The 25,676-nt window shown below is 65.1% G+C and carries 23 protein-coding genes, 2 tRNA genes, 1 pseudogene and 1 riboswitch; of the genes and pseudogenes, 9 read left to right on the top strand and 17 right to left on the bottom strand.

The window, feature by feature from the left end:
* Positions 1-426: hypothetical protein (locus VKZ50_08840; protein ID HLJ59822.1), on the bottom strand; the 426-nt coding region annotated here is incomplete at its 3' end.
* A gap of 263 nt (positions 427-689) precedes the next feature.
* Between VKZ50_08840 and VKZ50_08835 the strand changes: the two genes are divergently transcribed.
* Both VKZ50_08835 and VKZ50_08830 read left to right on the top strand, forming a co-directional pair.
* Complete coding sequence (locus VKZ50_08835) at positions 690-1,712, top strand: mechanosensitive ion channel family protein (protein HLJ59821.1); 1,023 nt, start codon at positions 690-692, stop codon at positions 1,710-1,712.
* Between the two features lie 66 nt (positions 1,713-1,778).
* A complete protein-coding gene (locus VKZ50_08830; GenBank protein ID HLJ59820.1) occupies positions 1,779-2,147 on the top strand; it encodes a hypothetical protein in 369 nt (122 codons plus the stop codon).
* Between the two features lie 85 nt (positions 2,148-2,232).
* Here the strand turns inward: VKZ50_08830 and VKZ50_08825 are convergent, their stop codons facing one another.
* The 5 genes from VKZ50_08825 to VKZ50_08805 all read right to left on the bottom strand — a co-directional run bounded on the left by VKZ50_08825 (position 2,233) and on the right by VKZ50_08805 (position 6,521).
* Positions 2,233-2,595: a hypothetical protein gene (locus VKZ50_08825; GenBank protein ID HLJ59819.1), complete on the bottom strand. Its 363-nt coding sequence runs from the start codon at positions 2,593-2,595 to the stop codon at positions 2,233-2,235.
* A 275-nt stretch (positions 2,596-2,870) separates the two neighbouring features.
* Positions 2,871-4,208 carry a S41 family peptidase gene (locus VKZ50_08820; protein HLJ59818.1) on the bottom strand — a complete coding sequence of 446 codons (1,338 nt, stop codon included), beginning with the start codon at positions 4,206-4,208 and terminating at the stop codon, positions 2,871-2,873.
* A gap of 534 nt (positions 4,209-4,742) precedes the next feature.
* Complete coding sequence (locus tag VKZ50_08815) at positions 4,743-5,519, bottom strand: hypothetical protein (protein ID HLJ59817.1); 777 nt, start codon at positions 5,517-5,519, stop codon at positions 4,743-4,745.
* A 250-nt stretch (positions 5,520-5,769) separates the two neighbouring features.
* On the bottom strand, positions 5,770-6,222 hold the full coding sequence (locus VKZ50_08810; GenBank protein HLJ59816.1) for an NUDIX hydrolase: 453 nt from the start codon (positions 6,220-6,222) through the stop codon (positions 5,770-5,772).
* 152 nt (positions 6,223-6,374) lie between these two features.
* Positions 6,375-6,521, bottom strand: a complete 147-nt coding sequence (locus VKZ50_08805; protein HLJ59815.1) for a hypothetical protein — start codon at positions 6,519-6,521, stop codon at positions 6,375-6,377.
* A 111-nt stretch (positions 6,522-6,632) separates the two neighbouring features.
* Between VKZ50_08805 and VKZ50_08800 the strand changes: the two genes are divergently transcribed.
* Positions 6,633-6,848 carry a hypothetical protein gene (locus VKZ50_08800; protein HLJ59814.1) on the top strand — a complete coding sequence of 72 codons (216 nt, stop codon included), beginning with the start codon at positions 6,633-6,635 and terminating at the stop codon, positions 6,846-6,848.
* Positions 6,849-7,407: 559 nt separating this feature from the next.
* Complete coding sequence (locus VKZ50_08795; GenBank protein ID HLJ59813.1) at positions 7,408-7,650, top strand: hypothetical protein; 243 nt, start codon at positions 7,408-7,410, stop codon at positions 7,648-7,650.
* Between the two features lie 263 nt (positions 7,651-7,913).
* On the opposite strand, the gene VKZ50_08790 is transcribed toward VKZ50_08795, so the two are convergent.
* Positions 7,914-8,678, bottom strand: coding sequence for a glucose 1-dehydrogenase (locus VKZ50_08790; GenBank protein ID HLJ59812.1), 765 nt, complete (start codon positions 8,676-8,678; stop codon positions 7,914-7,916).
* 750 nt (positions 8,679-9,428) lie between these two features.
* Positions 9,429-9,504, bottom strand: a tRNA-Arg gene (locus tag VKZ50_08785).
* 198 nt (positions 9,505-9,702) lie between these two features.
* Here VKZ50_08785 and VKZ50_08780 point away from each other — a divergent pair.
* Positions 9,703-10,227, top strand: coding sequence for a hypothetical protein (locus tag VKZ50_08780; GenBank protein ID HLJ59811.1), 525 nt, complete (start codon positions 9,703-9,705; stop codon positions 10,225-10,227).
* A gap of 172 nt (positions 10,228-10,399) precedes the next feature.
* Here VKZ50_08780 and VKZ50_08775 read toward each other — a convergent pair whose 3' ends face one another.
* The 4 genes from VKZ50_08775 to VKZ50_08760 all read right to left on the bottom strand — a co-directional run bounded on the left by VKZ50_08775 (position 10,400) and on the right by VKZ50_08760 (position 16,574).
* On the bottom strand, positions 10,400-12,778 hold the full coding sequence (locus VKZ50_08775) for a bifunctional alpha,alpha-trehalose-phosphate synthase (UDP-forming)/trehalose-phosphatase (protein ID HLJ59810.1): 2,379 nt from the start codon (positions 12,776-12,778) through the stop codon (positions 10,400-10,402).
* 104 nt (positions 12,779-12,882) lie between these two features.
* Positions 12,883-13,022: riboswitch (cyclic di-AMP (ydaO/yuaA leader) on the bottom strand.
* 82 nt (positions 13,023-13,104) lie between these two features.
* Positions 13,105-13,962, bottom strand: coding sequence for an ABC transporter permease (locus VKZ50_08770; GenBank protein HLJ59809.1), 858 nt, complete (start codon positions 13,960-13,962; stop codon positions 13,105-13,107).
* On the bottom strand, positions 13,955-14,905 hold the full coding sequence (locus tag VKZ50_08765; GenBank protein HLJ59808.1) for an ABC transporter permease: 951 nt from the start codon (positions 14,903-14,905) through the stop codon (positions 13,955-13,957). The genes VKZ50_08770 and VKZ50_08765 overlap by 8 nt, the downstream gene beginning before the upstream one ends.
* A gap of 88 nt (positions 14,906-14,993) precedes the next feature.
* Positions 14,994-16,574 carry a peptide ABC transporter substrate-binding protein gene (locus VKZ50_08760; GenBank protein ID HLJ59807.1) on the bottom strand — a complete coding sequence of 527 codons (1,581 nt, stop codon included), beginning with the start codon at positions 16,572-16,574 and terminating at the stop codon, positions 14,994-14,996.
* A 253-nt stretch (positions 16,575-16,827) separates the two neighbouring features.
* Between VKZ50_08760 and pdxH the strand changes: the two genes are divergently transcribed.
* The gene (pdxH, locus tag VKZ50_08755; protein HLJ59806.1) at positions 16,828-17,430 is read left to right on the top strand and encodes a pyridoxamine 5'-phosphate oxidase; all 603 of its coding nucleotides are present in this window, start codon (positions 16,828-16,830) and stop codon (positions 17,428-17,430) included.
* A gap of 105 nt (positions 17,431-17,535) precedes the next feature.
* Here pdxH and VKZ50_08750 read toward each other — a convergent pair whose 3' ends face one another.
* Positions 17,536-17,694 carry a hypothetical protein gene (locus VKZ50_08750; GenBank protein ID HLJ59805.1) on the bottom strand — a complete coding sequence of 53 codons (159 nt, stop codon included), beginning with the start codon at positions 17,692-17,694 and terminating at the stop codon, positions 17,536-17,538.
* 1,152 nt (positions 17,695-18,846) lie between these two features.
* On the opposite strand from VKZ50_08750, the gene VKZ50_08745 reads away from it, so the two are divergent.
* Positions 18,847-19,053 (top strand): hypothetical protein, encoded by a 207-nt coding sequence (locus VKZ50_08745; protein HLJ59804.1) that lies wholly within the window; start codon positions 18,847-18,849, stop codon positions 19,051-19,053.
* Between the two features lie 266 nt (positions 19,054-19,319).
* Here the strand turns inward: VKZ50_08745 and mscL are convergent.
* Positions 19,320-19,746: pseudogene (mscL, locus tag VKZ50_08740) on the bottom strand (large conductance mechanosensitive channel protein MscL).
* A 288-nt stretch (positions 19,747-20,034) separates the two neighbouring features.
* Here mscL and VKZ50_08735 point away from each other — a divergent pair.
* Both VKZ50_08735 and VKZ50_08730 read left to right on the top strand, forming a co-directional pair.
* Positions 20,035-20,125, top strand: a tRNA-Ser gene (locus VKZ50_08735).
* Between the two features lie 1,196 nt (positions 20,126-21,321).
* Positions 21,322-21,519 carry a hypothetical protein gene (locus VKZ50_08730; protein ID HLJ59803.1) on the top strand — a complete coding sequence of 66 codons (198 nt, stop codon included), beginning with the start codon at positions 21,322-21,324 and terminating at the stop codon, positions 21,517-21,519.
* 840 nt (positions 21,520-22,359) lie between these two features.
* Here VKZ50_08730 and VKZ50_08725 read toward each other — a convergent pair.
* The 3 genes from VKZ50_08725 to VKZ50_08715 all read right to left on the bottom strand — a co-directional run bounded on the left by VKZ50_08725 (position 22,360) and on the right by VKZ50_08715 (position 25,673).
* Positions 22,360-23,772 (bottom strand): sugar ABC transporter substrate-binding protein, encoded by a 1,413-nt coding sequence (locus tag VKZ50_08725; protein HLJ59802.1) that lies wholly within the window; start codon positions 23,770-23,772, stop codon positions 22,360-22,362.
* Positions 23,773-23,919: 147 nt separating this feature from the next.
* Positions 23,920-24,750 carry a carbohydrate ABC transporter permease gene (locus VKZ50_08720; protein ID HLJ59801.1) on the bottom strand — a complete coding sequence of 277 codons (831 nt, stop codon included), beginning with the start codon at positions 24,748-24,750 and terminating at the stop codon, positions 23,920-23,922.
* The gene (locus VKZ50_08715) at positions 24,747-25,673 is read right to left on the bottom strand and encodes a sugar ABC transporter permease (protein HLJ59800.1); all 927 of its coding nucleotides are present in this window, start codon (positions 25,671-25,673) and stop codon (positions 24,747-24,749) included. Before VKZ50_08715 ends, VKZ50_08720 begins: the two co-directional genes overlap by 4 nt.
* Positions 25,674-25,676: the final 3 nt, after the last annotated feature.

Raw genomic sequence — 25,676 nt, 5'->3', positions numbered from 1 at the left:
CTGCACGCAATCGGCGCCAACCGCCCGGCTGAGCACAAGGGTATTCTCATGCACACGCACACCCTGAATCCGCGTGGTTCCGGCCAGCCCGAGCTGATCCATGTACCCGGTAACGTCCCCACCCGGTGTCACGGTGAGCGTGAGAGAGCCATGCCGTCCTCCGCAACACCACCAGTGCCATACTCCGAGGACCTCCGCGCGCGAGAGAGAGACAGCCGCAGCTTCAGCATCGACGATCGCCCCATGACCCCGTTCGGCGAGCCCCGGGGGCGCACCCGTGATCCCACCGAGCACGCCGACCGCCATCACGACGGCCGTGACGAGCGCCCGCCACGATTGCCTGCAACGCAGGACGTGCCACACGCTACCCATGAGGCTCCCCGGATGGCGGGCGAGACGACGCGCTTCGAACCCGACGTGCCGCACCGCGATCCTCCTATCCCGACGTTATCCTACTATATATACGGCCGTCCCGGCCGGTTTGTGCCGCGGGCTCGCGCGAGGTCGCGGCCGGACAGCGGATCTCCAGCTGCTTTGCCGCATCGACATCGTGGGTAAGATCACGTAGGATCGTGGAGAGAGCCAAGATGCGTCGTCACTAAGACGGACGGCGAGACGCCCCACCCGGGAGCGACATCATCGACGCGAATGTCTGGATTCCACCAGCCGCCTTCGTGCTCGGCGGCGTCGTGGCGGGATTGATCGTCGAAAGAGCGATCCTCCCACGGATAGCCAGGTACGTCGCCCGCCGCGAAGGGGGCGTAGAGCATCTCGTCGTCGCCGCGCTCCGGGGCGTCGTGTTCGTCTGGGGCGCGGCGGTAGGCTTGTACGGCGCCGTGCTGAGCGCGCGCATCGCACCCGAGTGGTCCCGACTGTCTCAGAAACTCCTCGTCATCGTCGCGATCGCATCGGTGACGCTCGTCGTGGCGCGCATCGCCGCGGGGGCCGTCGGCCTGTACAGCCGTCATCTGTACCGCCACGGGCGCGGCCCGGACATGCTGTCGCCCACGATTATCACGAACTTCACTCAGTTGCTCGTGTTTCTGGTGGGGGCGCTCATCGGTCTGCAGTCGCTCGGCATCGCGGTCACGCCGATCCTGACCGCGCTCGGCGTCGGCGGGTTAGCGGTCGCGCTTGCCCTGCAGGAGACCCTCGCCAACCTGTTCTCCGGGTTGTATATCATCACCGCCCGCCAGATCCGACCGGGCGACTACGTGAAGCTCAATACCGGCGAAGAGGGGACGATCATCGACATCACGTGGCGGAGCACCAAGATCAGAGAGGGCCCAAACAACATGATCATCGTGCCCAACGCCAAGTTGGCGTCCGCGACCGTCACGAACTACTACGAGCCGGATCGCGAGATCGCCGTGCCCGTGCGGATGGGCGTCAGCTATGAGAGCGACCTCGCCGCCGTGGAGCGGATCACACTCGACGTCGCGCGCGAGGTGCTGCGGGACGCACAGGGCAGCGTGCGCGGCTTTGAGCCGGTCCTCCGGTATCACACGTTCGGGGATGCCAGCATCGATTTCACCGTGGTGCTGAGGGCGCAAGACATCGGCAGCCAGGACGCCGTGAAGCACGAGTTTGTAAAGCGGCTGCACGCTCGGTACCGAGCCGAGGGCGTGCGGTTTCGATCCGAGACGGGCATCTCGCTGCACGACGCGGGCGCCGCTGCCTTGCCACGCCTCGGCACAGTCGAACGGCGGTAGGATGGGGTCCTTGCGAACGGACCGTCCTGCGCGAACGCGCACCGCGGCGCCCAGAGAGGAGCGGTCATGAGGAGGATCGCCGCAAGCTTGCTTCTCCTGTCGCTGATCGCCGGGCCGGCGACGATCGCGTGGCCACAGTCTGACTCCGGGTTTCCTCCGCCCTGCAGCCAGCCTCATCCGACCTATGTGTGCGTCCGGATGTGGAACCAACTCCCGGACGCCACGGTGACGTTCTTCATCGACCAGTCCGCGCAGGGCTCCGCAGAGCCAGGCCACTCGATCTACGGAACCGCGCCCTCCGGCACGCATCACGTCGGCGCAACGGTGGTCAGCGATCCGGCCGACCACCAGCGGCAGACCGTACGAACCGTCGTCTGGGCCCCGGGGGCCAACGCCACGTACTGCATCTTCGAACCCGCCAAAGGCGGGTGTTGAGCGGCGCGTCCGTCACAGCGCCCGCCTCGGAAGTGGGCCCCCGCGCCACCGAGGGCCTCACGCGTGAACCGTCCGCCCGATCGACTCAGTGGTTCCCGTGATCCCAAGGGTGATCGGGGCCCCGCCCCGAGTCCCACGGATGATCGTAGCGCCACTGCCCGTCTGGATTGCCTCGTCGGAACCGCTGATTGTTCGCGCACCAGTTGTCGCTCCGCCGGTCTCGTCCCCAACGGTCGTAGCGGTCCGCCCGCGTGGCGCACTGCGCCATCCACTGCTGGTGATACCAGCCCCAGTTACGGTCGCCGTACGTGGACGATGGGGGCCGGTAGTACTGCGCCGTCACCCCCGTACTCGGAACCGCCGCCTGCACAGGCATGCCGCCAAGCGAGACACAGGCCGCTGCGGCGAGCGCTATCGGTGCCAGTCGCGTACCGATGAACGTGCGCATAATCGCCCCTCCCACGGTGAGCCGGCCGATGACTCGGCCGGCCGGTACGAGGCATCCCGTTTCTGACCGCCCTGGCGCCGTGATGCTCGGCGCTGTGCTCACCTCCCTTCCGGACGATAGACTCCATCCGCCTCTAGCGGTATCATTGCGCGGAGTTATCGAGATCGCGTGAATGGCTGATGAAGACATCGCGAAGATCTCGTGAACGCGCGGCCGTCGTGGCCCCGGCGCACCCGCACAGACCGTGCGCGGCTCCCGTGGGCGGCGTCTGTGGCCTAGGCCGCGGACGCCGCCGAGAAGATCTCGGCCACCCCCAGGCTCTTCAGCGCCGCCTCCAGCTGACCGTCCTCACCCCGAGCGACCTCGGCGACCGTGAGGGCCACTTGGACCCCCGGGGTGATGCCGACCCCCTCGATCTGTTCGTGCTGCGGACCGGTCACCTGGGACACGGTCACCTCGATGCCGCCGTCGGGCAACGCATACCGCATGGCCACGCCGAGCGCGCCTGCGGTCTTGTCGCCGACGAGCGTCGCACGATGTGCATCACGCAGCCCGGCCGTGAGCAACTCCGCCGTCGAAGCCGTGCCGTCGTCGATCAACACGACCAGCCGGCCGCGATCGACGATGGGCGTACCCGTCGACGTAATCTCGGTGGGCGGTCGTGCACGCTCCACCGTGTGCGCCAGGAGCGTCCCCGGCGGCAGAAACGCGCCGGCGACGATGCTCCCCTCCTTGATCAATCCTCCCCCGTTGTTCCGCAGGTCGAGAATCACCGATGAGATGGCCCCCCGCGACGCGAGGGAGCGGAGGGCGCTCCGAATGTCGTGCCCGGCGCCCCTGGGAAATGCGAGCAACCGCACGTAGGCCACACCGGGCCGGATGAAGTACGCGTCGACCGGAGGGATTTGAATCGCCTGTCGCACGACGGAAACCGTGAGCGTCCGATCGCGCCGCTGCACCGTCACGCTGACCGCGGAGCTCGCAGACCCGCGAAGCAGCGGGACGAGTTCACCCGCCGTCATGCCGCTGACATCCTTCCCGTCCACCCGCAGGATCCGGTCGAATCGCTGGAGCCCGGCCCGTGCCGCCGGCGCGCCCGGAAAGGCGGCGGCGACAAACGCCACGGTGGTGCCGTCGGTGTCCTTGATGCTCTTAACGAAGACCCCGATGCCCGCGTAGCTCGCCTGACCCGCGAGATTTCGCTGGAATTCCGCAAAGGCAGCGGCCGTGTAGTAGTTCACGTGGGAATCGTGCAACGACGCCAGCATCGCGCGAGTGGCGGTCTGGGCCAGATCCTCGGCCGATCCCCCCTTCCCCGCCTGAACCGCGCGGTCGAACACGGCGAGGAACATGCGCGACGCGGACCCTTCCGGCGTCCCTTGTGGAATGTCGGACAGCGCAGCGGTGTCGAGGTCGGTCGCCGTCCGCAACGCCCCGATCGCGGTATTCAGGAGCCCAACGTCGTCCACCGTCTTGACGTAGTTCTGATCCAGTGTACGGAGGGCGGCCACCACGAGGCTCCCGTCCGTCGCGTACGCGGGTATGAACGCGAAGCCGCAGCACACCGCGACGACAAGGACGACCCACCCCCGCCGTGTTGCGCGACATCCCATCTCTTCCCTCCTTCGCAACGCCAGGGTTCACTAATTGCGCATCACGTCGGGTATCCCTGCACCTGCCCTCGGTCGTTCGCCGCACGGCACGCACACGCGAACCACCGTGTCCGGTCCGACAGACGGGATCTGACCATGCCCCACCCGGGGAAGCATACGGACCCCGAGCGCGATGAGGAGCACAGAGGCGTCGGCGACAATCGCTGGCGAGGATCGAAGAGATCGGAGGCGGTGGCGGAGGCCATCGCCGTCGGAACGGCGACGCCCGGCATGCGCGTTGATCGCGGGACGATCTTGGCGCACTCGCCGACACGTGCGCGGTCCGCGCGTGCGTGTCGACGAACCTCCGACCCGATGTCCTTCGGAGAGTTACCGTGGCCGCGATGGGCGACAGGATACCGTGCGTTTCAGTCCGGTCCCACTGGCACTTGGACGACCAATGGGACACGACGCACAATCCGCAGTTGTGCCCCGCTCGCGGCGACGCCGGCCGTCGTCAACAAGGCCGCCGGCACGTTCGGGTGCCAGTGGAAGCTACGCGAGTTGCCGTTTCCGCGACGCGTGTTGGCGAACGCGATCCCAAATCTGCTGATCGACCCGCTGCGTCGGGTAACGGAGAGTCGCCCGCGGCGGCTGGAGCGTGATTTTCCCTTCGGAGATCCCCCAACACCGCCGAAGCACGCGATTGACGGCCGACAACACATCCGGAGTCCCGTGCAGCGTCAGACGCCCGCTGCGAGGAAACGTGGATGCCGGCCAATTTCCATCGAGGTATCCGGCGAGAAAGGGCGCGATCAGGTCGTTCGGGATGTCGTCGAGCAACGCCGGGTCTTCGCCGTGAAAATCGGACGGAATCCCCCACGGCATCAGCGCGTGGCACAGGCTGGGCTCCCGGACATACACCTGCCATCCGAGCAGGCTGCTTTGACAGTACTCCTGACGCACCCGCGGGCCCGTGATATCCTCCATGAACTTCGTCATATGCTTCTCGGCCCGGTCGCCCAACGTCACGACGACCGCCATGGACGGACCCTGGCCGGAGATACGCCCGGCGGCCGTCAGGAATCCCACCCAATAGAGCTGCACGTCCGCCGCCGCGTGCCCGTTCGGTACGGTGCGCAGGGTGAGAATCTCCGCGGGGTTCGACAGCCGCCCGTGGTTCGCCGGCGCGAGGACCCGGTTGACGACCGCGATCGGAAACTGGCAGAGCTCCGCGATCTCCGTGGCGCCCAAGCCCTTTCGGGCGGCCGCGCGAATCTTGGTGATCTGGGCGCGCGCCTCCGGGGCCAGTTCCCGTCCCCGCAGGGTCATATTCCTGTGCCCGAGGTCGCGCGGTCTTGCTCGGCGGGATCGGAAGCTGGTGACGTCGGTTCCGTGGCGGGCGACGTTGTGTCGGAACGAGATTGCTTGCGTGCGAGCTTCGCGTCGCGCTTGGCTTTCTGCTTCAATTCTCGTGCTCGTTTCGCAGCGTTGTAGTTTGGTCGCTTCACCCATCACGCTCCCTTGTACCGTGATGCATACAGTATAGCATTCGGCCTACATCCGCACCGCGTTGTCCATCTCAGCGCCCGAGGTCCGTGAGGACTTCCCGCACCACACGGTGAGCCGCCCCGCGGAAGCGCCCCCACTCGGCCCACGAGCGCTCGAACTCCGCGGAGTAGTCGTCGGGCAGGCCTTCCAGCCGGGCCGCGATCTCCGGGAGCTCGTCCAGGGCGACGATACGGAACCCGGCGATGCGTTCGTCGGGGTCCTCGGCCCGCGGTTCATCTCTTGCCTCCAGCAGAAAGACCCAGGTGAAGAATTCGGACAAGACCCTGCCATCGTGGTACCCGATGATCGCAACGAGCGTAACAACGGGGCTGTTCAGCCCGGTTTCCTCACGCACCTCGCGGTGCAGCGCCTCAAGCACGGGCTCCCCTCGACGGATCCCGCCCGTGGGTAACCGGTACAGGTTCGGCGGGTAGTACTCCTTGGTGATCGCAAGGAACCCGCCGGACGCGACGCGGATCGCCATGCACACCTCTCCTGGACGCGTCGTTGCGGCGTTGGCAAGAAAACGATTCGCGCCGAGGGGCACGATGTGTGTGCGGGGGACGCCCACGCGAGTGCCAAGCAGCTCAAGCTCGGCGCGGACGGCACTGGGAAACGGCAAGTACACGGTCGACGCTACGCCAACGCGGCCTTGACCACCGGCGTCGGAGGAACGTCCCGGCCGCGCTTAAGCGCCGTGTGGACCGCGTTGAGCGCCGCGACGATCAGCCCCTCCCGCGCTTCGGTGTCCGCCTCGAGGGTTCGGGCGGGGCGCGTCGGCAAACCTAATGGTCACTATAGGAACCCTCGTTCGGCCCTGTCAACGCCGTTGCGATGAAGCACGCCGAACGAGAGCCGGGGAAATGGCACGATTCTTCCGGTGTTCGGCAGGACGTGATCACCGAACACCTGGAACCTCCCGTCGTGACCGACGCTGAACGCCTCCGCGACATCAAGGAGAAGCTCGACCGCTGGGCGTACCTCTCGCACCATCCGGAGGCGGAACGCGACATGCGCTGGCTGTTGGGGCAACTCGACGAGCACGGTGCTCACATCGCGCTCCTGGAGGAGCGACTCAAGCAGTCCGCGTGGGCGTTTCGCCTTCCGTGACGCCTCGATGGCGACTCACCGCGGCTCCACCAGCATCGCCGAGATCCGTGCTGTCCATCGGGCACGCGCCGTGCACGGGCTCCCAAATAGACCTCCGAAGCAGCGGGATCGATCCGAGCGGGGTGAACCCACACATCGTCGGGCGTCCGAGACTGCCTCGGGACCCTCGCGGCCAATCAGGAGCCAGGCCGTCGCATGAACGTCGGCAAGGCCCATCGTCCGAGCATGCGCGCCCCCGGCAAGGGCGAGGGTAGGCGCGATACAACGGCACACCAAGGCAACCGCGCAGACCGATCCGCCGCTGACGATATCAACATGGACTGGATCGGCGGGCCTGCGGGCACCCACGAGCGGCGCTAATCATAGCGACGCGACGCGGCAAGAGTAAGTTGCCCGTAGATGCCTTTCCGACCAACTGGGATGAACACGCGAGCGGCGAACACGGCATGTCACGAGCCGACACTCGTCGGACGCCCCCTGACAACGACGGGAACTCGGGCACGCGCAGCCAATCAGGTCCCGGCGGCACACCCGGCACAACCGGAGGCGTGAAACCGGCATGAGCGCAGCAGATATCGCGACCACCTTCGAGGGCGAGCGGAAACTCTACAACGCCGTCCGCATGCGACTGTTGAGCGCTTATCCGCCATCCGTGTTCCTCTTGCTTGCGGACGGGGGGATGCTCGGCGTGTTTCCGGCAATCAAAGAGGCGGACGAGCACGCCCGACTCCAGCGCTTCACGTCGTGGATCGTGAAGTCACTCGGCGACGTCACCGTAGAACATGAAGTCCCAAGTCCATAGTCAACGATTTCTCGGCGGTGGCGCTCAATCCGGCCTGAGACGTCCCATAGGTTCGCTCGGCACCGCCGCCGGGAAAGACCCGAGACCGCACGCCCCGTGCGGATCGGACGCAGCGGGCGGGTGTTTGCGTGCCCTGCGCGCTGAACGCTAGTGCTCGGTACTGAAAGGAGCAGATCGGTGCCAGCACCAGACGTGCTCAACCTCGAAGCGACCTACCATGAGTCGGAGAATGAACGCCCCGCGCCCTTGCTCCTTCACTTGATTTAGTTCGCCATGTAGCCGCCATCGATTGTGAAGACTCCTCCGACGACGAAGCGCGCACGGTCGGACGACAGCCAGCACACCATCTCAGCGACATCCTCCGGTTTACCAAACTCGCGAAAGGGAACTCTGACCAAGAGTTCGGCACCGCGCCGCGCGATCGTTTCCGCGACCATCTCCGTATTGATCCATCCTGGGCAGACGCAGTTCACGCGGACCTTCGGGGCGTACTCAATCGCTGCGGTCTTGGTCAGGCCTACGACTCCGTGCTTGCTCGCGGCGTACGCCGCCGTAGTCGGGAAGCCCGTCAACCCGGCGAGGGAAGCGGCGTTAACTATCGATCCAGAGCCTTGCTGGACCATTTGTTCAAGTTCCGCCTTCATGCACAGCCAGGTGCCCTTAAGGTTTACCTGAATGAGTTTGTCGAAGGCGTCTTCGGGCCATTCGGCCGTGAGTTTGCCGCGGACACCCGCCAGAGTCCCGTTGATCCCGGCATTGTTAAACGCGCAATCGAGCCGTCCGAAGGCATTGAGGGTAGCCGTCATCATGGCCGAGACGTCTGCAGGCTTGCTCACGTCAGCGACGACCCCCGTCGCTTCGCCTCCAGATTTGGTGATCAGCCCTGTTGTCTCCTTGACGCCGTCAGCGGAGATATCGGCGACTGCGACCCGAGCGCCTTCGCGAGCAAATAGTACCGCGGTCGCCCGTCCGATGCCGCGGCCGCCACCGGTAATCAGCGCGACTTTTCCCTCAAGCATCCCGGCCATAGTTCACCCCTCTCTGATCGAAAGACGACGAGTTGGATTGTGAATCGCGACCGCGAGGCTCCGTGGACCTTTGAGCCAGCCTCATTCGAACTTTCCATTTTGGGTTTCCGGGTACCTCCCACAAGAGGCCCCCGGACGCCGCGTGGCAAGATCGGCGGGAACAAACCGGGGCGGCTTCGCACGTATGTCGGCGCGGAGTTGCGGACGCGATCCTAGAGAACATGGACCACGCGCTGTAGCCTCCCGTCCATTCGTTACCGAAAACGTGCCCGCAGACGCGCGCAAGACCGAAACCCGTAGGTAGACAGCGCGTCGCCCCTAACTCCTCGTCTACGCGTGGAAAAACGGCCTCTCTGGGATTCCAGAATCGTATCAGAAGAGAACGTCGTCAGCGCGAGCGGGTCGAGGTCGTCAACTGTCGAACACGTGGCGGCGAGTTTCGGCAGCCAGCGGTTATAGGTTTCGAGCGTGCCTTCTGTACACCCGTTAATCCGCTTTTGGAGCAGGAACGCTTCGGCTAACGCTTTCGTGGACTTCGGCAGGGCGGGTCGCGTCTCGGCCTCGGCGTCCCCGGTGACGCTTCCCGGAAGGGTCGAGAAAATCGGGGAATGTGACCAGACTGTGACGGGCGTCTGTGCGTCCGTTCTGACAGCCTGATTCTAGCGCCTCGGACGGATATTTTACCTGACCTACGGACTTTCTGTCTTGACTCGCACCCCCCTTCGTGCGCAAACTATTGCTATTAAAGGGTGGCGCGCCCGGAGGGATTTGAACCCCCGACCTACGGATTCGTAGTCCGGCGCTCTATCCGCTGAGCTACGGGCGCGTACAGTCAACCACGGCACGTTCAATACTAGCAAATAGTACACGGTTTCTCCAGGCATCTCAAGCGGAGAGGCGCGGCTGATCGGGTCGGGGAATACGGTCGCACGGGGCCCCGTTGCCCTGAGAGAAGACGTAGGTCCTGCGGCCCGCGGCATGAAACGGACGCGGAGGGTACGTGATGAGGAGGAGGCGGGGGGACATGCGGCGGTTGTTCGGGATCACGCTGGCGTTGCTGATGGTCGCGACCGCAGGCGCGGGCGCGTCCGCCCAGGGTGCCCCGATCCCGGGGCCGATCTCCCCCGGTCAGGCGGTCGGAGGTTTCCGACTCGGGCAGAACGTCACCGACATGGTCACGTCCCTCGGGCCGATTCACTCGGAGGACGACATTCCCGGAAGTAATCTGACCGCATATTTCTGGCCACTGAAGCGACTCGGCGCGATCGCAGACAAGGACTCGAGCAAGGTCGTGGCGCTCGTTGTGTCCCTGGACGACGGATATCGCACGGACAAGGGGGTCGCCGCGGGAACAGACATGGATTCCGTGCGCACCGCGTACGGGCACGAGGACAGCGTGGACAGCCATGAGGACGACGATACGCTGGTGTATGATCACATCGGCGTGGCGTTTCTCGTGGATAAATCGGGAGCGCTCGGGAGCCGCGTCTCAGCGATTTTCGTGTTTAACCCGGGGCAGTACAAGACGATCTTCCAACAGGCGCAGTAACGCGCGAGCGCAACCCTGGGCCGCAGGCCCAGGATGATCGGATTCGACGAATCCCCGACACCCCGGACCTGCGGCGTCCGCCGACGGAGCCGGCCGTCGCCCCTGCCGACACAGCGGACCTAATGCCCCCAGAACCGGCCCTCAGGCCGCCGGCCCACAGTCGGTGAAGTTCTTAGTTTGAGGCCTTAGCAAATCGAGCGTCGAAGGGGCGCGCGCCGCGGCTGACGTCCTCGCGCAGATCTGCGATCCCGTTCCGCCGCCCGTTTCCGTTTCCGTTTCCCACACCAGGCGCCATCTCCAGCACCGAGAGCAACCGATGGACGTCGTCGACCCCGGCCACGCGATACCGCGCCGCCGTCTGCGGAGGCTGGTGCCCCACTTTGACGGTGACGGCGGGCTCCGCGAGGGCAACAAACACATCCTCGTCAGCCAGGTCATCTCCAATGAAGATGGGATGGACCTGAGTTGACCACACGTCGCCAAACGTCTCGGTCAATATCCTGCGCACCGCGGACCCTTTGTTCCACGACACGTCCGGTCGGAGCTCAAACGCGTACGTGCCGAGGTGCACAGCGATGTGTCCTGCGGGTGCCTGTCCGCTTTCCTCGAACACCGCATCGCGGACTCGTTCGATGAACGCGTTCGGCGTGTGGCGGTAGTGCACGGTGAGCGTCAACCCTTTGTCCTGGAGCCACGCGCCAGGAATCACGCGCAGCCGACGCTCCAACCGTCGGCCGCACGCCTCGAGCGCCGCGCGGGCCCGCTCGGCCTCCGGCTGCACCCATGAGCGCCCACGTCCCGAGATCTCGAGGCCGTAGTTCCCCGCGTACACGATGTTGTCGAGGCCGATGCGGTCGCGCAAATCCTCGACCGAGCGCCCGCTGACGATGGACACAAGCGCGTGAGGACGCGCCGCAAGCCGCGTGAGCGTCGCCCGCGTGCTCTCGAGCAGACGCACGCGTGTAGGATCCTCGTCAAACGGCACGAGCGTGCCGTCGAAGTCCAGGAACAGCGCGAGCGGGCGGCCGTTGGATGCGGCCGCGCGCCCGACCGCGGTCACGGTCTCGGCCTTCGGCCGAACCAACCTGCCCGCGTCGATCAGACGAGCCGCCGCCTCCAGATGTTTGCCCATCCAGTGGTACACGTCGTGCGCGATGAGGTGACCGCGGAGGTGGTCCATGCGCTGCCGCCGTTCCTCCGCGGGCATCTCAAGCGCGCGGGCGATCGCCGCGGCGCAGCCTCCGGCATCGTACGGATTGATCGACACGGCGCCCATCAGTTCGTCGTGTGCACCGGTGAACTCGCTGAGCAGCAGGGCCCCCGGCTCGCTCACCTGACAGGCGACGAACTCTTTGGCCACAAGGTTCATCCCGTCCTGAACCGCGCTGACGACACAGACATCCGCCAACCGGTACAGCGCTGCCATGCCCGCCGGAGGGAGTGGATCGGGCAGGGCAATGACCGGAAGCCAGTCGCCCGTCCCGTACGCGGCGTTGAGACGCTCGATCCGCTCTTCGACTTTGACCCGCAGGTCGCGGTACACTTTGATCTGTCCCCGGCTGGCGGCCATCTTTTGAATGAACACGACGCGCGACCGGTACTCGGGGTGCCGCGTCAACAGTTGATCGATCGCCCGCAGCCGCTTGAGCACTCCTTTCGTGTAGTCGAGCCGGTCGACGCTCAGGATCGCCCGCCGTCCATCGAGGCCGAGGAGCCGGCTCAAGCCGTCCACCCACCGGTCGGTCTGGGACGAACGGGCCACCTCGTCCAATGCGGGAACGTCCACGCTGATCGGGAACGCTTCAACGCGCGTGCGCCGCCCAGCGTACTCCACAGTCCGTCCGATGATGCGGGCGCCGAGGTCCCGCTGCGCGCACTCCAGGAAGTGCTCCGCGTGACGTTCGTGCTGGAACGTCAACAGATCGTTTGCCAGCAGGCCGTCGAGCAGCTCCACGCGATCCGGGCAGACGCGAAACACGTCCCAGGCCGGCCACGGGACGTGCCAGAACTGCATGAGGAAGAGGTCCGGACGAAGCCGCCGGAGCACGCGCGGGCACGTCGCCAGATGATAATCGTGCAGCCACACGATCGCGCCGCCGGGCGCCTCGGCGGCGACGGCCTTCGCAAAGCGCTGGTTGACCGCCTGGTATGTGTCCCAGTACCGGGCGCGGATGCGGATCTGATCGAGCACCGTGTGGCACAACGGCCACAGCACCTGGTTCGCATAGCCATAGTAGTAGCCGTCGACTTCCTGCCTCGAGAGCGCGATCCGTTTGAGCGTGTACCGGGGATGATCGTCCGGAACTCGAATGCGGGCGTGCGCGTCGGTGACGTCAAAATCGGCGTCCCCGTCTCCCCACGCGATCCACGTCCCCGACGTCACCTGCATGACCGGATCCAACGCAGCCACGAGGCCACCGACCGGCCGCTCCACGATGGGTCCGCCCGGCCCGGTCCGATGCGTGTACGGCTCGCGGTTGCTGACGATCACCAGTTCGCGGCCGTTCAGAATGTCATCCAGCCGCTGCAGGCGCGTTTGTTCGATCGCCATCATGTACACCTCCACACCCGAGAGTTGCCCAGGACCGGGGGCGTGGCCGCGCATGCACAAAACAGAACCACCCGGAGAAGGTCTCCGGGTGGTCCACGGCCCGGTCGGCCTTCTCTCGTTGCCTACGGGGTTAGCTGACGGGCTCGGGCCGAGAGACTGCCCCGCCTGTGCACACACAGGCTACGCCCCAAGAACCTGGGTCCCCCGCTCCCCGGCAACGCCGAGGATTCGGCATACCGCTGTGCCTTACGCGGCTACCAACCTCTATTATCCCCAAGAAGCTCGCATTTGTCACGTGATCCCGGGCGCGGGTCGAGCGTCTCGGCTCAATGCGCTCGGACGTCCAGCGCGTCCCGCAGCGCATCCCCGATGAAGAAGACGGCAACAACCGTCGCCGTCACGACCGCCCCGGGGGCGATGACCAGGACGGGGTTCGAGGTCAGGTAGGTTTCCGCCTGAGTCATCAGATTGCCCCACGTCGGGATCTCTGGCGGCAGACCGAACCCGAGGAAGTCGAGCGCCGCTTCGGCCAGCATCGCGCCGGCGACGGCGAACGCGGCCTGCACCAGGATCGGGGCCATGGCGTTCGGCAGGATGTGGCGAAACACGATCCGTCGCACGCCAGCGCCGCCCGCGCGCGCGGCATCGACGAACTCCCGCTCGCGCAGTGACAGATACTCCGCGCGCACGATGCGCGCGAGTCCGGTCCAGCCGAACAACCCCAGGTACCCCACCATCATGAGGACGGGTGCCCGGCCGCCGGTCCAGTTGAGCAGGATCAACAGCAAGAAGATCGCCGGGAAGCTAAGGACCAGGTCGACGAGGCGCATGACGGCGGTATCGACCCATCCGCGGAGATAGCCGGCGAGCGATCCCAGGACGACGCCGATAGCACCGCCGAGCAGCATCGCTGCCAACCCCACCAACAGACTGACGCGCCCGCCGTACAGCACCCGCGCCAGTTCGTCGCGGCCGAGATCGTCCGTGCCGAGCGGGTGATGCACGCTCGGCGAGGCAAACGCGTGATCGGGATCGAGCAGCGTGGGGCTGTACGGTGTCAACAGGGGGGCGAACACCGCCCCACCGGCGATCAGGACGAGCGCCGCCGCACCGGCGACGGCGGCCCGGTGGCGGCGGAAGCGCGTCCACGCGAGCGTCCGCGGCGTCACGACGGTGCTACACATACCGGATCCGCGGGTCGAGCACGGCGTACGACAGGTCGGCCAGCAGGTTGCCGGCGACGAGGAGCGCCGCGCTGATCAGCAACCCTGCCATCTGCACCGGGTAATCGCGGTTGTTGAGCGCTTCGAGAAACAGCCGCCCCATTCCCGGCCACCCGAAGATCGACTCCGTGATGACGGCCCCGCTGAACAGCGCGTGCAGGTCCAGGCCCATCAGCGTCACCATTGGGATCAGGGAGTTGCGCAGGACGTGCCGGTCCAGGACCCGCCAGCGCGGCAGCCCCTTCGCGCGGGCCGTGCGTACGTAGTCCTGCGAGAGCACCTCCAGGACGCTGCTGCGCAGATACCGGCTCCAACTGGCGATCGAGCCGAGGCCCAGCACGATCGCGGGCATCACGAGATGGCGCAGCAAGTCGAGCGACGACGTGTCCCCGATCTCATGCATCCCAGCGACGGGCAGGAGCCGCCAGCGCACCGCAAACACAAGCTGCAGCATCAGCCCGAACCAGAATGTCGGCATCGCCCACGCGAAAAACGATCCGAACGACAGCAGGGTATCGCCCCACGAATACTTGTGCGTGGCGGCGAAGACACCCAGCGGAAAGGCCAGCGCAATCGACAGAGCGAACGCACTCAGCATCAGCGCCAGCGTCGCCGGCAGGCGCTCGCCGATCATCGTGAGCACGGGCCGTCCCGTGTAGTACGAGTCGCCCCACTGCCCCCGCAGCAGCGCCCCCACCCACGCGAGGTAGCGTTCGTACCACGGACGGTCGAGGCCGAGTTGGTGCCGCAGGACGACGATCCGGTCCGGTGTGACTTGAGGGTTGTGGAGGTATATCGCAAGCGGGCCGCCCGGCGCGACGTTCATGATCGCGTAGCTGACGCAGGACACGAGCAGGAGCAGCACCACCGCCTGCGCGACGCGGCGTGCCGCGTACGTCGCCATAGGCTGCGCTACCGCCGCGCGACCGCCGGCGGGAGGTACCCCGCCTCGGAGCGGCCGCGCGCGCGCCCGCCGTGTCGTGGTGCGGCGATCATCGCGTGCTCCACATCTCCGGAAGCGTGGTGCCGAACGTCGTGGCCGTGTACCCGAACACGTTCGCCGCGACCGCGTCGTTGTTAACGTACCAGAATAAGAAGACGACCGGCACGTCCCGGTACTCGAGCGTCTGGATCTGCGCGTAGATCGCCCGTCGCCGCGCCGGATTCACGGCCCGATCGGCCTGATCAAGCAATCCGTCCATCTCGGGGCTGCGATACCGTTCCGCGTTCTCCCCGGGGCTGTTGGCGTCCGCGGGGATGTAGGCCGACGCCCAGTTGATGCGATTCTCGGGGAAGACGCCCTGCCCCCACGAGAAAATCAGCGCCGCGTCCTTCCCGTTCCACTGCGGCCCGTTCTGGCCGAACAGCGCGGCGGAACTGACGGCGTGGGTTTCGGTGAAGACGCCGAGGGCGCGCCACGCCTGTGCGATCAATTGCATCGCCTGCACGAAGTAAAGCCGCGACGACACCGTCCACAGCGGGATGTCCAACCGTACGCCGTTCTTCACGACGTAGCCGTCCGCGCCGGGCACGAATCCCGCGTCGCGCAGGAGAGCGCGCGCGCGGGCCGGGTCGTAGGATCGTGGCGAGAGACGCCGGTTCGCCCACGGCCCGTTCGGCACCATGTCGCTCACCGCAGGGTCCGCCTGCCCGCGCATGATGTTTTTGATGATCGACGCCTTGGGGGTCCCGAAGTCGAGTGCCTGGCGGACCCTCACGTCTTGGAGAAACTGGTACTCATCGAGCTGGACGAGCGCGTACACCGACGAGAGGTACCGTTGAAGCGTCACACCGGGGAACCGGCGCACCTCGTCGAGACGCGCGGGCGGGACGCCTTCGAGGACGCTGAGATCGCCGGCCCGCAGCAGGTTCACCTGGGTGTTCTGGTCGGGCACGATCCGGATGACAATCCGCCGCAACTTGGGCTGAGTCCCCCAGTAGTACGGGTTGGCCGCAAGCGTCACGTGATCGTCGTTGATGAACTCGGACACCATGAACGGGCCCGTACCCACCGGCTTCTGATTGAAGGATGCGTGATTGATCTGATCCGCTGAGAGCCCGCCGAACACGTGCTGCGGCACGATCGGCGCTCCCACGACCTGTTCCCGAAACGGCGCATAGGGTGTCTTGAGGTGAAAGACGACGGCGGCGGGCGTCGGAGTATCCACGGCCGCGATCCTGTCGAATCCGGTCGCGTAGCTGACATGCACGTCCTTGTTGACCGTGAGCTGCCAAACGTACTTGACGTCGGCAGAGGTGAACGGCCGCCCGTCAGACCAGCGAACGCCGGGGCGCAGCGTGTACGTCCAGACCAGGCCATCCGCGCTGATCTGTTCGTGGGTCGCGAGCGCCGGCTCCCATACGCCCTGGCCGTTGACCCGGTACAGGCTGTCGAAGACAAACCGGTAGATCTGTTGGCTGGCGAGCAGGCTGTGGAGATAGGGATTGAGATTGTCAGGATTGTCCGAGACAACCAGCACCAGCGTGCCCGGGGCCGGCCCCGCCCCCGCGAACCTCGACGGCAAGCACGCCAGCATCCCGCACGCGACCAGTAGCGCCAGCGCTCTCAACATCCCGGCTCCCCGCCCGGTCCGGACTCGTCTCGATACGACCGCCGGCCCGTCCTCATTCTAGAGAGGGACCGCCGGGCTCGCAACCACGCCGCCGCGCTCTGGCGCAGCGTTCAGACGCAGGACCCGAGCGTTCCCGCACCCGCGGCCCGACCCCGCGGGTACCACTCGACCTTGCACTCGGGTGCGGCGTCTCGTACGCTACAAGTTGGTTCGAGAGCGCACGTCGAGGTCATCGAGGTTCTAGGAGGCGTTTGTGGGCAGCCTGAGCGAGGGTGACATCAGTCCGGATCCATTCATCCAGTTTCGCGTGTGGCTGGACGCCGAGGTGCGCGAGGGACTGCGGCTCCCCGCCGCGATGATCGTCGCCACCGCCACGCGGGACGGCAGACCGTCGGTGCGGACCGTCCTCCTCAACGGGGCCGACGAGCGCGGCCTCGTTTTCTATACCAACTACGAGAGCCGCAAGGCGCGGGAACTTGCGGAGAACCCCGCCGCCGCCGCGCTGTTCTACTGGGCGCGAAGCGGACGTCAGGTCCGAGCCGAGGGCGTCGTGGTCAGAACGTCTCCCGAGGAATCGGATGCGTACTTTCGTGGACGCCACCGCGACAGCCAGATCGGGGCGTGGGCGTCGCGGCAGAGCGAACCGATCGCCGGGCGTCAGATTCTGGAGGAACGCGTCCGAGCGCTGACCGAGGAGCACCGCGACCACGAGATCCCGCGCCCGCCGTACTGGGGCGGGTACCGCTTGGTTCCCGGGGGCTTCGAGTTCTGGCAGAGTCGGCCCAACCGGCTCCACGACCGCCTCCGCTACACGCTGGACGGGGACCGCTGGCGCATCGAACGCCTATCGCCGTAGATGCGGTCGGGTCCGCTCGCACCGATCGCGGTAGCCCGGCCTCGTGGGTTCAGATAGATGCCATGGCCATGCCTCATCGTACGATATCCGATACCGTGACGGGAGCTATTCGGCCATCCAGGTATCCTCGAGGGACACGCCCTTACTCAAGTCATTCACCGCATCGAAGAAGTAGCGTGTGAGCAACACCGTCGCATCACGTAACGCTGCGAGATAGGCGTCGGACAGCTCGCACGACTTCAGCGTCTTCGGCGCGATCGCCACGCTCTCACCCGGCCCAGGAAAGTCGGGAGGCGCTCACCCCAACCCGGCTTCTCACCGTCTTGTCGCCTGCGCCGCCCGGTCAGTCGTTCTCCGGAGACCTCCCGAAGTACGCCTGACTGGGTGCCCGAGCGTTGAAGCCGGGTTTCTCGCCGGAGGGTTGCGCCTCCATCACTACTTCTAGCACACACCAATGTTGCGCCACAATCCGGAAACTTGGTTCGTGCGATTTCTGGACAATGTGGCTAGGATCGTGTGGATAAGACAGTACCCACGAGACGCGTCACCCCCTCGTGCCAGCGCCGTGCGTTGATCGTTGTATATGGCCGCCTTATCCAGACACGTGAGCGCGGCGCGCCATTCTCCGGCGGAGAGCGAGTCCTTCGCCATGCGAATACACCCATCGCGTAGGTGTAGAAGCGCGGTGATGGTCTGCTGGCGGGCCTGCTCTGAGCTAACCTTTCGGAAGCCATTCCTGTTCACGATCAAGCGTTCATGCTGTCGGTGAGACAGTCCTGCCGAACGAACGCCTTGATGCTCTCCGGACCTGCGTCTCCTCGGCAAATTCACCGGTGCCCGCCGCCATAACCGTTCGAGGTCCGGGCGGAGTCTGGCTCGTCCGTGACGGTCACCCCACGCCGGGACGGCTCTGATAAAGCGTCCCATACAAGCCGTTCTCAGTGACGCTCACGTGACTCCACTCGGATTCGTTCGGCCTCGTCTAGGATCTGAGACCGTAGATCTGGCGTCACCGATCCACCAGTCAGATCACGAATAACGATCGCCGCTTCCAACCGGCACGCATCGTTCGGCGCGCGCATGGCGTCCTCGAGTGTCCGGATGGCCTCCTCATCGCGACCTTGCGCCAGTAGTCTCCGAACGAACGACCCCAGAGGCATGGCGTCACCCCCCGTGACCGGCCCTTAGTACGTTTAGTACCCGACCAGGATGGTGGACCAGACATCCTTAAGGCGTTCGGCAGGGCCGCGGCGCCGAACAACCGGAACGTGCCCGTCATGACCCCCGACATGACGAACCGGTTCCGAACTGACTCCCCCGGGGGTTTTCCGCACCGCCCGAAGGCGGCGCGCTCAAGCGGGAGAGAGTGGCGATACTCCGAACCCTTCTGGGACTAACATCCTCGGGGGTGGTTGGATGTGGCTCAACGCTGGCAACGAACGGATGCTGATCAATCTAGACCAGGTCCGGCAAATCGGCGCCGAGGGAACGTCGCTAGTACTCGTGTTTGCGTCCGGGGAGAAGTTGCTCATCCGGTCCTTCAACACTGAGGACGAAGCCAAGAACGTCCTCAGGCACATCTCTCATGAGATCAGGACAACGGATTTACCGGTTGTCCGCTAAATCAAATCTGAACTCCACTTTCCGTCACTCCGTGTTGCGGGACCACTCGCGGCATCAATCGGCACGGCAAATTCGAACGGGAATCACGGGATTGTCTGTGCCGCCGGCGCGACGAGTATCAGGACTGGATGAGTCAGATAGACGTGACGAAGCCACAGGAGGGTCGTGCTCAGGCGCACGGAGAGAATTCTCCTGCGGGAGTGAACAGTACTTGGACCCCGCCAGCAGGCTATCAGGCAGTGACGCCTGTTCGAATAAATCCGTGGTTATGCCGCTCCCGAATCAGACGTACAATTCGGGCAGCGCACCGCCTTGAGCAGGATGGTTGACAAGCAGTACGGGTACGGCTTCGTCGTCGGGGGGTGCCCCAGGCTTTCTCTGCATCCGGTTGACCTGCCTGACTACGAGGAAAACGACAAACGCGATGATGATGAAGTTGATGACTGTCTTGATGAAGATCCCGTAGCTGATCGTCGGCGCTCCGGCCGCTTTGGCTGCAGTCACGGAGATGAACGGTCCTCCCCTGAGTGTGATGAACAGGTTGGCGAAGTCGATCCCGCCGAGAAGGAGACCGATCGGCGGCGTGATGATATCGTTCACGAGCGAGGATATGATGCTGCCAAAGGCCACGCCGAGAATGATCCCGACAGCCATGTCCAGCAGGCTTCCGAGCATCGCGAATTCTTTGAGCATCGGAGGCCTGCTCATTTCATTTGTCCCGCGGATTCGTCGGTATGGCTGGAACACTGGGGCCGCGTGGGGTCGCAGCAAGCGCTGCAGGAAGGTCTCTATCCTCTCTCCACGAACAGCACCTCGCCACCACATCAAATGCAGGGAGACGCCGTGTAGCAGATGTTGTCTGTGCTGTATCCGGTCGGGGGGCACGCTAGAAAGTGCTAATAGCGCGGTGCAGTTGCAATCGGTCCCGTACACCCTTGTCAAGACTACCCCGGACGGGTAGGATAGGAAAGCCAGGCGGCCGGAGGGGTGGCCGAGCGGTCCAAGGCAACGGTTTGCTAAACCGTGACCCTTTAACCGGGGTCCGTGGGTTCGAATCCCACCCCCTCCGCCAAGCAATCCCCTGATTTTCCTAGTGTTTCCTCACGGCCCGATCAGGATTTGTGCCCAAATTGTGCCCCCCCGTTGCCCGACACCGCATTCGACTACCCGCGTGACGGCGCGATGCCCGGCCAGGAACAGACCGCCCGTGAGATCCCGCCGGACTGTCCAACCGTGTGGCAAGAACGCCGTGGGCAACCGCCGCAGCGCGACCGATTCCGCCAGCACCGGGGCCGAAGCAGCAGGATCGTCGGCGAACGTCCACCCTGCGCCCGTCGCGCGGCATCGCGGGAGGAGCCCTCACGCCCCCCGGTTCCACCCTGGTGGTGGGGGACGACGGCTCGTCCCTCCGCCGCACTGGCCCTCCATGCGAGGCACGTCGGTCCTGCGCCAGGCTTGGCTGTGACACCGATGTCTTGGGGCCTCCGCGCATCGCCGATAGACTGAGCGACGGAGGTGATTTGCCATGTCCCAGGTCAGCCTACGCCGACGGGCGCCGAGTCCGGAGATTGCTCAAGAAATCGTCGCGCGGATGTTGGAGGCCCATGACTACCGGGTGATGCCCTTGGGCCTGTCCGGCTATCTCATCCCGGCCGCGGTCCTGCCGGACCTCCTGCGCCGCGCGTTCGAGACAGTTGAGAAACGGCTGACGGCTGAGGGACCGCGCGCCCTGACCGCGTATATGCCCCTGTTGAGCAAGTATGACCTCCACACGCTAGAGCTCTGCAAGAGCGCGGAGGAACTGTCCCGCGAGCTTGCGGGGCGCTGGGCTAAGCGCATACGCACTCAAGTGCGGAGAGGACGACGAGCAGGTCAAGACCGTGGTCGAGTCTTCGGGGACTACGACCACCAGAAGAGCCACGGACGCAGTATCAGCCGGGAAAAGGCCCGTGGACTTGGCCTGCCGGTGACATTCACGGAAGACGTTCCTGGGCTCTTCGACCTGGTCCGAAGTTTGCGCAACCAGTATGAGTTCTTCCTAGAAAAGACCCCCTTCTACAAAGTCTTCGAGGACGCCCGGGGCACGGCCTGGGGGAGACACACACAGTCTGTGACCCTTCAGATCCCCATCCCGTTGCCCGGCGCACCTCAACCATCCCCTACCCCCCAACCTGGTCCGCCCGCGAAAACGGCGTAGCTGGGACTCGACTGGGCTGCCCGCAAGGTCGTGCTCGCGAGATGGCGCCACGCCAGGAGGAACCCGCAATCATGACCGCGCTGCGCGTCGTGATGCTGATCGCGGGAATGGTCTTCGTTGGAGCGGGGGCGGTGGCCGCGGACGAGCAACCTCTTTGGGTCGTCCCGATATCCAGCCGCCCCGTGAAGGTACGCACTGTGCTCTTCGAAAATCAGGTCGTCTTGGGCGAGGGGCATGTTGCCAGGTTGGCCAGTGGACGATCACCCTGATCTCCGGCCAAGCGACCGAGTATCCGTCGCCCAGCGCTGGAGTTCACTGCACACCGTCGATGGGGGTCCTCGCGATGTGTAGGCGCTCGTCGAGTAGGAGGCGAGGTGGGCCAAAAAGCAGAACCCGGGGCGCCCGCCTAAGAGCATGCTGAGGCAGACGGTGTGAGGTGACGCTGAAGGCCCCAGATGCGCCGGAAGAGTTCTATGTGCCTGGCCAATACCGATAACCCCAAAGCAAGGAGGTGGTGGATCGTGGTCACATGGCGCGTCAAAGCAGATGCTCACCCTTCTAGAACGCTTGACTTGCAAGGGCTGCAGGAGGGGGTTAAGGCACCTGCTTTGCAAGCAGGGGGCCACGGGTTCGAATCCCGTCGTCTCCACCAGTCCAATGAAATTAAGGGTTCCGGCGATTCGGCTCGCCAGAGGGCCGGGAAAAGCAGAGGCTCATCCCAGAACCAGCTGCGAGGCTGCCCTCGCTGCCGAGCCGACGCGTTGGCAACTGCTCCTCCCGCATGGTAAAACGCTACGCGGCGTCGACTCGCTCGGGCCTCCGGGACCCGCCGACGTCGCTCCTCTGACCATCGAGCGCGGCTCCCCCACCCGTCAGTGACCAACAACTATCGCGACGGTTGCCATCCCACTGAGGCCGGCGCTGCATGCGATGCGCGAAGCCGTCGTGCTCTGCCGCGCTCGAAGCGCAAGGCGCCCACTTTGGCAACTAGCCAGAGCATACATGACAACGAGTACCGCCTACCGAATGGGGTGGCGGCACCCGTGTCGACGTGACGCTGGCTCGCTTGAACCGTCGGCCGACGTCGGGCGCGTGGCGCCCGACGTCCCTTACTTGAAGTAACCACCTTTCTTCATCAGGTCCGTCAGATCTGCTTGTGCGTCCCGCATGGCTTGGGCGGGCGATTTAGCCTTGGTGAGAGCCTCGGAGAGCGCCACGGACAACCGATCTTCGAATTCAGGCCATTCGGGGATTGGCAGGAAGTACGTCGGCGAGCCGTAGTAGCTGCTACGCAGCGTCAGGGTCTTCTCGTATGTGCGGAGCCAGTCGCCCTTCGCGTAACTCCACTTTTGCCGGAAAGCCGGGACCTGCGTGACGTACTTGCGGGTTGGCACGGAGTCTGGCCCCTGGAGCCCCGCCTGCAGCTGCACGTCGCGGCTCGTCGCCCAGTTGGCAAAGAGCCACGCGGCCTCCTTGTGCTTGGAGGACGCGGGAATCACCCATGCGTGGGCGTCAACTGGCGGGAAGGTACCCGCGGGTCCGCCCGGCACCACAGCGACGTCGATCACGTCGACCACCTTGGACTGCTTCGGATCGACAATCCGCCCGATCTGCGGCACACCTTCAATCAGAATAGCCACCCGGCCCTCATTGAAGTTGGTGACGGCGTCTTCCATCTGAACGCTCCCAACGTCGGGCAGACTGTAGTTGCCGAGGATGTTGGTGAGGTACGTCACGGCGTCGATGGCTTGGGCCGAGTCAACGTTCGGATGCATGTCCGTTGGGAAATTCTTCACGAGCGGCGCGCCGTACCCGTACAAAAACTGCAGATTGGACCACACGTTTTGCCCGCGCCCACGAACCGCCCGCATGGCGATCCCGGCCACCGCGTTCCCGTTGTGGAGTTCCTTCGCCGCCGCCAGGAGCTCAGCGAACGTGCGCGGTGGCGTCTTGATGCCGGCTTTGGCCAGGAGATCCGAGCGCACGTACATCGCTTGGAGCCCGATGATTGTCGGCAGCCCGTACTGCTTCCCCTGGTACCGAAACGCGTTCAGACCGCCGGCAAAAAAGTCCGGCACATCGAGGGCTGGCTTGTTCGTCAGATCTGGGTTATCGATGTACAGATCGAGGGGAACGATCCACCCCGCACGAACGGCGCGCTGGAAGCTGCCCATGTAGAGGGACACCACTTCATACGAGCCGGTTCCGCTCGCCAGCTCGAAGTCGGCCTTAGTGAATTCCTCCGACACGCCGAACTGGTTGATCGCTACATTGATCCCGGTGGTTTTCTGAAACATAGGAAGCTGCGGCACCAGGCCGTCAGTGTAAAAGAACTTGATGATCATCGCGCGCACGTCGATCCCACCGTACCTGGACAGCGCGCTCGCCGGGATCGCGCTGAACCCGGTTCCGGCCGCGGGCGCCGCGGCATTTGCGAGGCCTTCACCAAAACGGGTCCCCAGTGCCAGCGACGCCCCGGATACCGCCATCGCGCGGAGCAGCGTTCTTCGGTTCAAGGTCATCGACCGTCGCCTCCTTTTACTCTGTCCTTCTCGTGGCTGTGTACGCGTCAGTCGAAGCTGGATCGTCGGACCGGTGGGAGCGCGAGAGTCCGGGCGGCCGGCCCCGCGTCGACGCCGCGATGATAGCGCCCGGACGGCGTATGCCGGTCATCCCTTGACGGCTCCCGCCAACAGGCCGCGCAACAGGAACGCTCGCATGGCGAATCCGAAGATCAGCACCGGTGCGAGCAACAGGATCGTCGCCGCAGCAATCTTCCCCCAGTCCGCACCCTGGTACGCGAGGAACCCGGTAATAGCCACGGGCGCCGTCACGGCTACGCTTTGGGTGATGACCAGGGCGAACAGGAACTCGCTCCAGGAGAACAGGAAGCACAGGATGGCCGTCGCGACAAGAGCCGGTCCCGAGACCGGCAGGAGAATTCGCACGAATGCCTGGAACAGTCCCGCGCCGTCTACCCACGCCGACTCCTCGAGCTCGCGCGGGACCTCGTCGAAGAACGCCTGCATCGTCCAGATTACCAGCGCGACGTTGAACAGCGTGTAGAGGATGATGAGCGCTTGCGGAGTGTCCAGCATTCCAAGGCGTCGGTAGATCATGAAGAACGGGATGATGTACGTCATCCCCGGCACCATTCGGATGATCAGGATCGCCCAGAGTGCCGGCCGGCGCCCTCGGAACCGTGCCCGGGAGAAGCCGTAGGCCGCGGGGACACCGAGCCCAAGCGAGGCGACGACCGTGCTGAGTGCGATAATCAGGCTGTTGCGGAACGGTCCAAGGAAGTTTGCAGCGCCCAATCCAGTGTAGTTCTGAACCGTCGGCGTGAAGATCCAGACCGGCGGCATGGCAAAGGCTTGCACCGGCGTCTTCAACGACAACGTCAGCAGCCAGAAAAAGGGGTACAGGGTGATTGCGGCCCAGAGCGCCGCGAGGGTCTGGAGCGCGAACGACGACAGCCGCGAGCGCCGCGTGTGGCTCATCCGGCGACCCCCTCCCGCAGCCGAGCGGTCGTCAGCACCAGGCTCAGCGCCAAGACCAGGACCAGCAACGCGACCGCGAGCGCACTGGCGTAGCCAATGTTCAGGAACGTGAATCCCTGCGTGTACGCGTAGTAGTTCAGTACCTCGGTGGACCGCCCGGGGCCACCCTGCGTGAGCACGTAGATGACCGGAAAGATCCCCAGGCTGCCGATCAGGCGAAAGATCATCGCGGTGAGCAGCACCGGGCGGATGATCGGCAGGACGACCGAATAGAACCGCTGCCATGCGCTCGCACCGTCCACGATCGCGGCTTCGATCGGTTCCGATGGCAGCGACTCGAGTGCCGCAAGCACCAAGAGCATCACAAACGGCGTGTCTTCCCAGGTGGCGACGATAATGATGGCCACGGTCGCCATCAGCGCGCTGCTGAACCACGACACGGGCGGTATCCCGGCGAGGCCCAGAAGATAGTTCAGCCCGCCGAGGTTCGGGAGGTACAGAATCTTCCACATGAGTCCGGCCACGACCGGTGGAATGACCATCGGTGTGATGAACAGTGGGCGCAGCACTTTGATGATCGGGTAGTCTGTATGCAGCAGCAGCGCGAGGCCAAGCCCTAGCAGCATCTGGAGGGCGACCGGCACGCCGATCAGCACCAGCGTGACCACGACCGAGGAGCGGAAGTACGCGTCGCGAAGCATCGTGGTGTAATTGCCGAGGCCAATCCAGTGGCCGGACCCGGGCTTGGCGAGGGCGAGATCGGTGGAGCCGAGATAGAACGTCAGCAGGACGGGCACGATCGACAGCACGGCCAGCACGACAAGCGCCGGCGCGAGGAACCAAAAATACCCGGCCGCCTGCCGGACGAGACTGCGGCCCTGCATGCCATCGGGATCGTGCCGGGGTGTCGCGGAAACGCTCATCGT

This window comes from bacterium (assembly GCA_035295165.1).
Lineage (GTDB): Bacteria > Sysuimicrobiota > Sysuimicrobiia > Sysuimicrobiales > Segetimicrobiaceae > JAJPIA01.
Note: the sequence above shows the minus strand (reverse complement) of the source record. Positions and strands in the feature narration are given on the sequence as shown.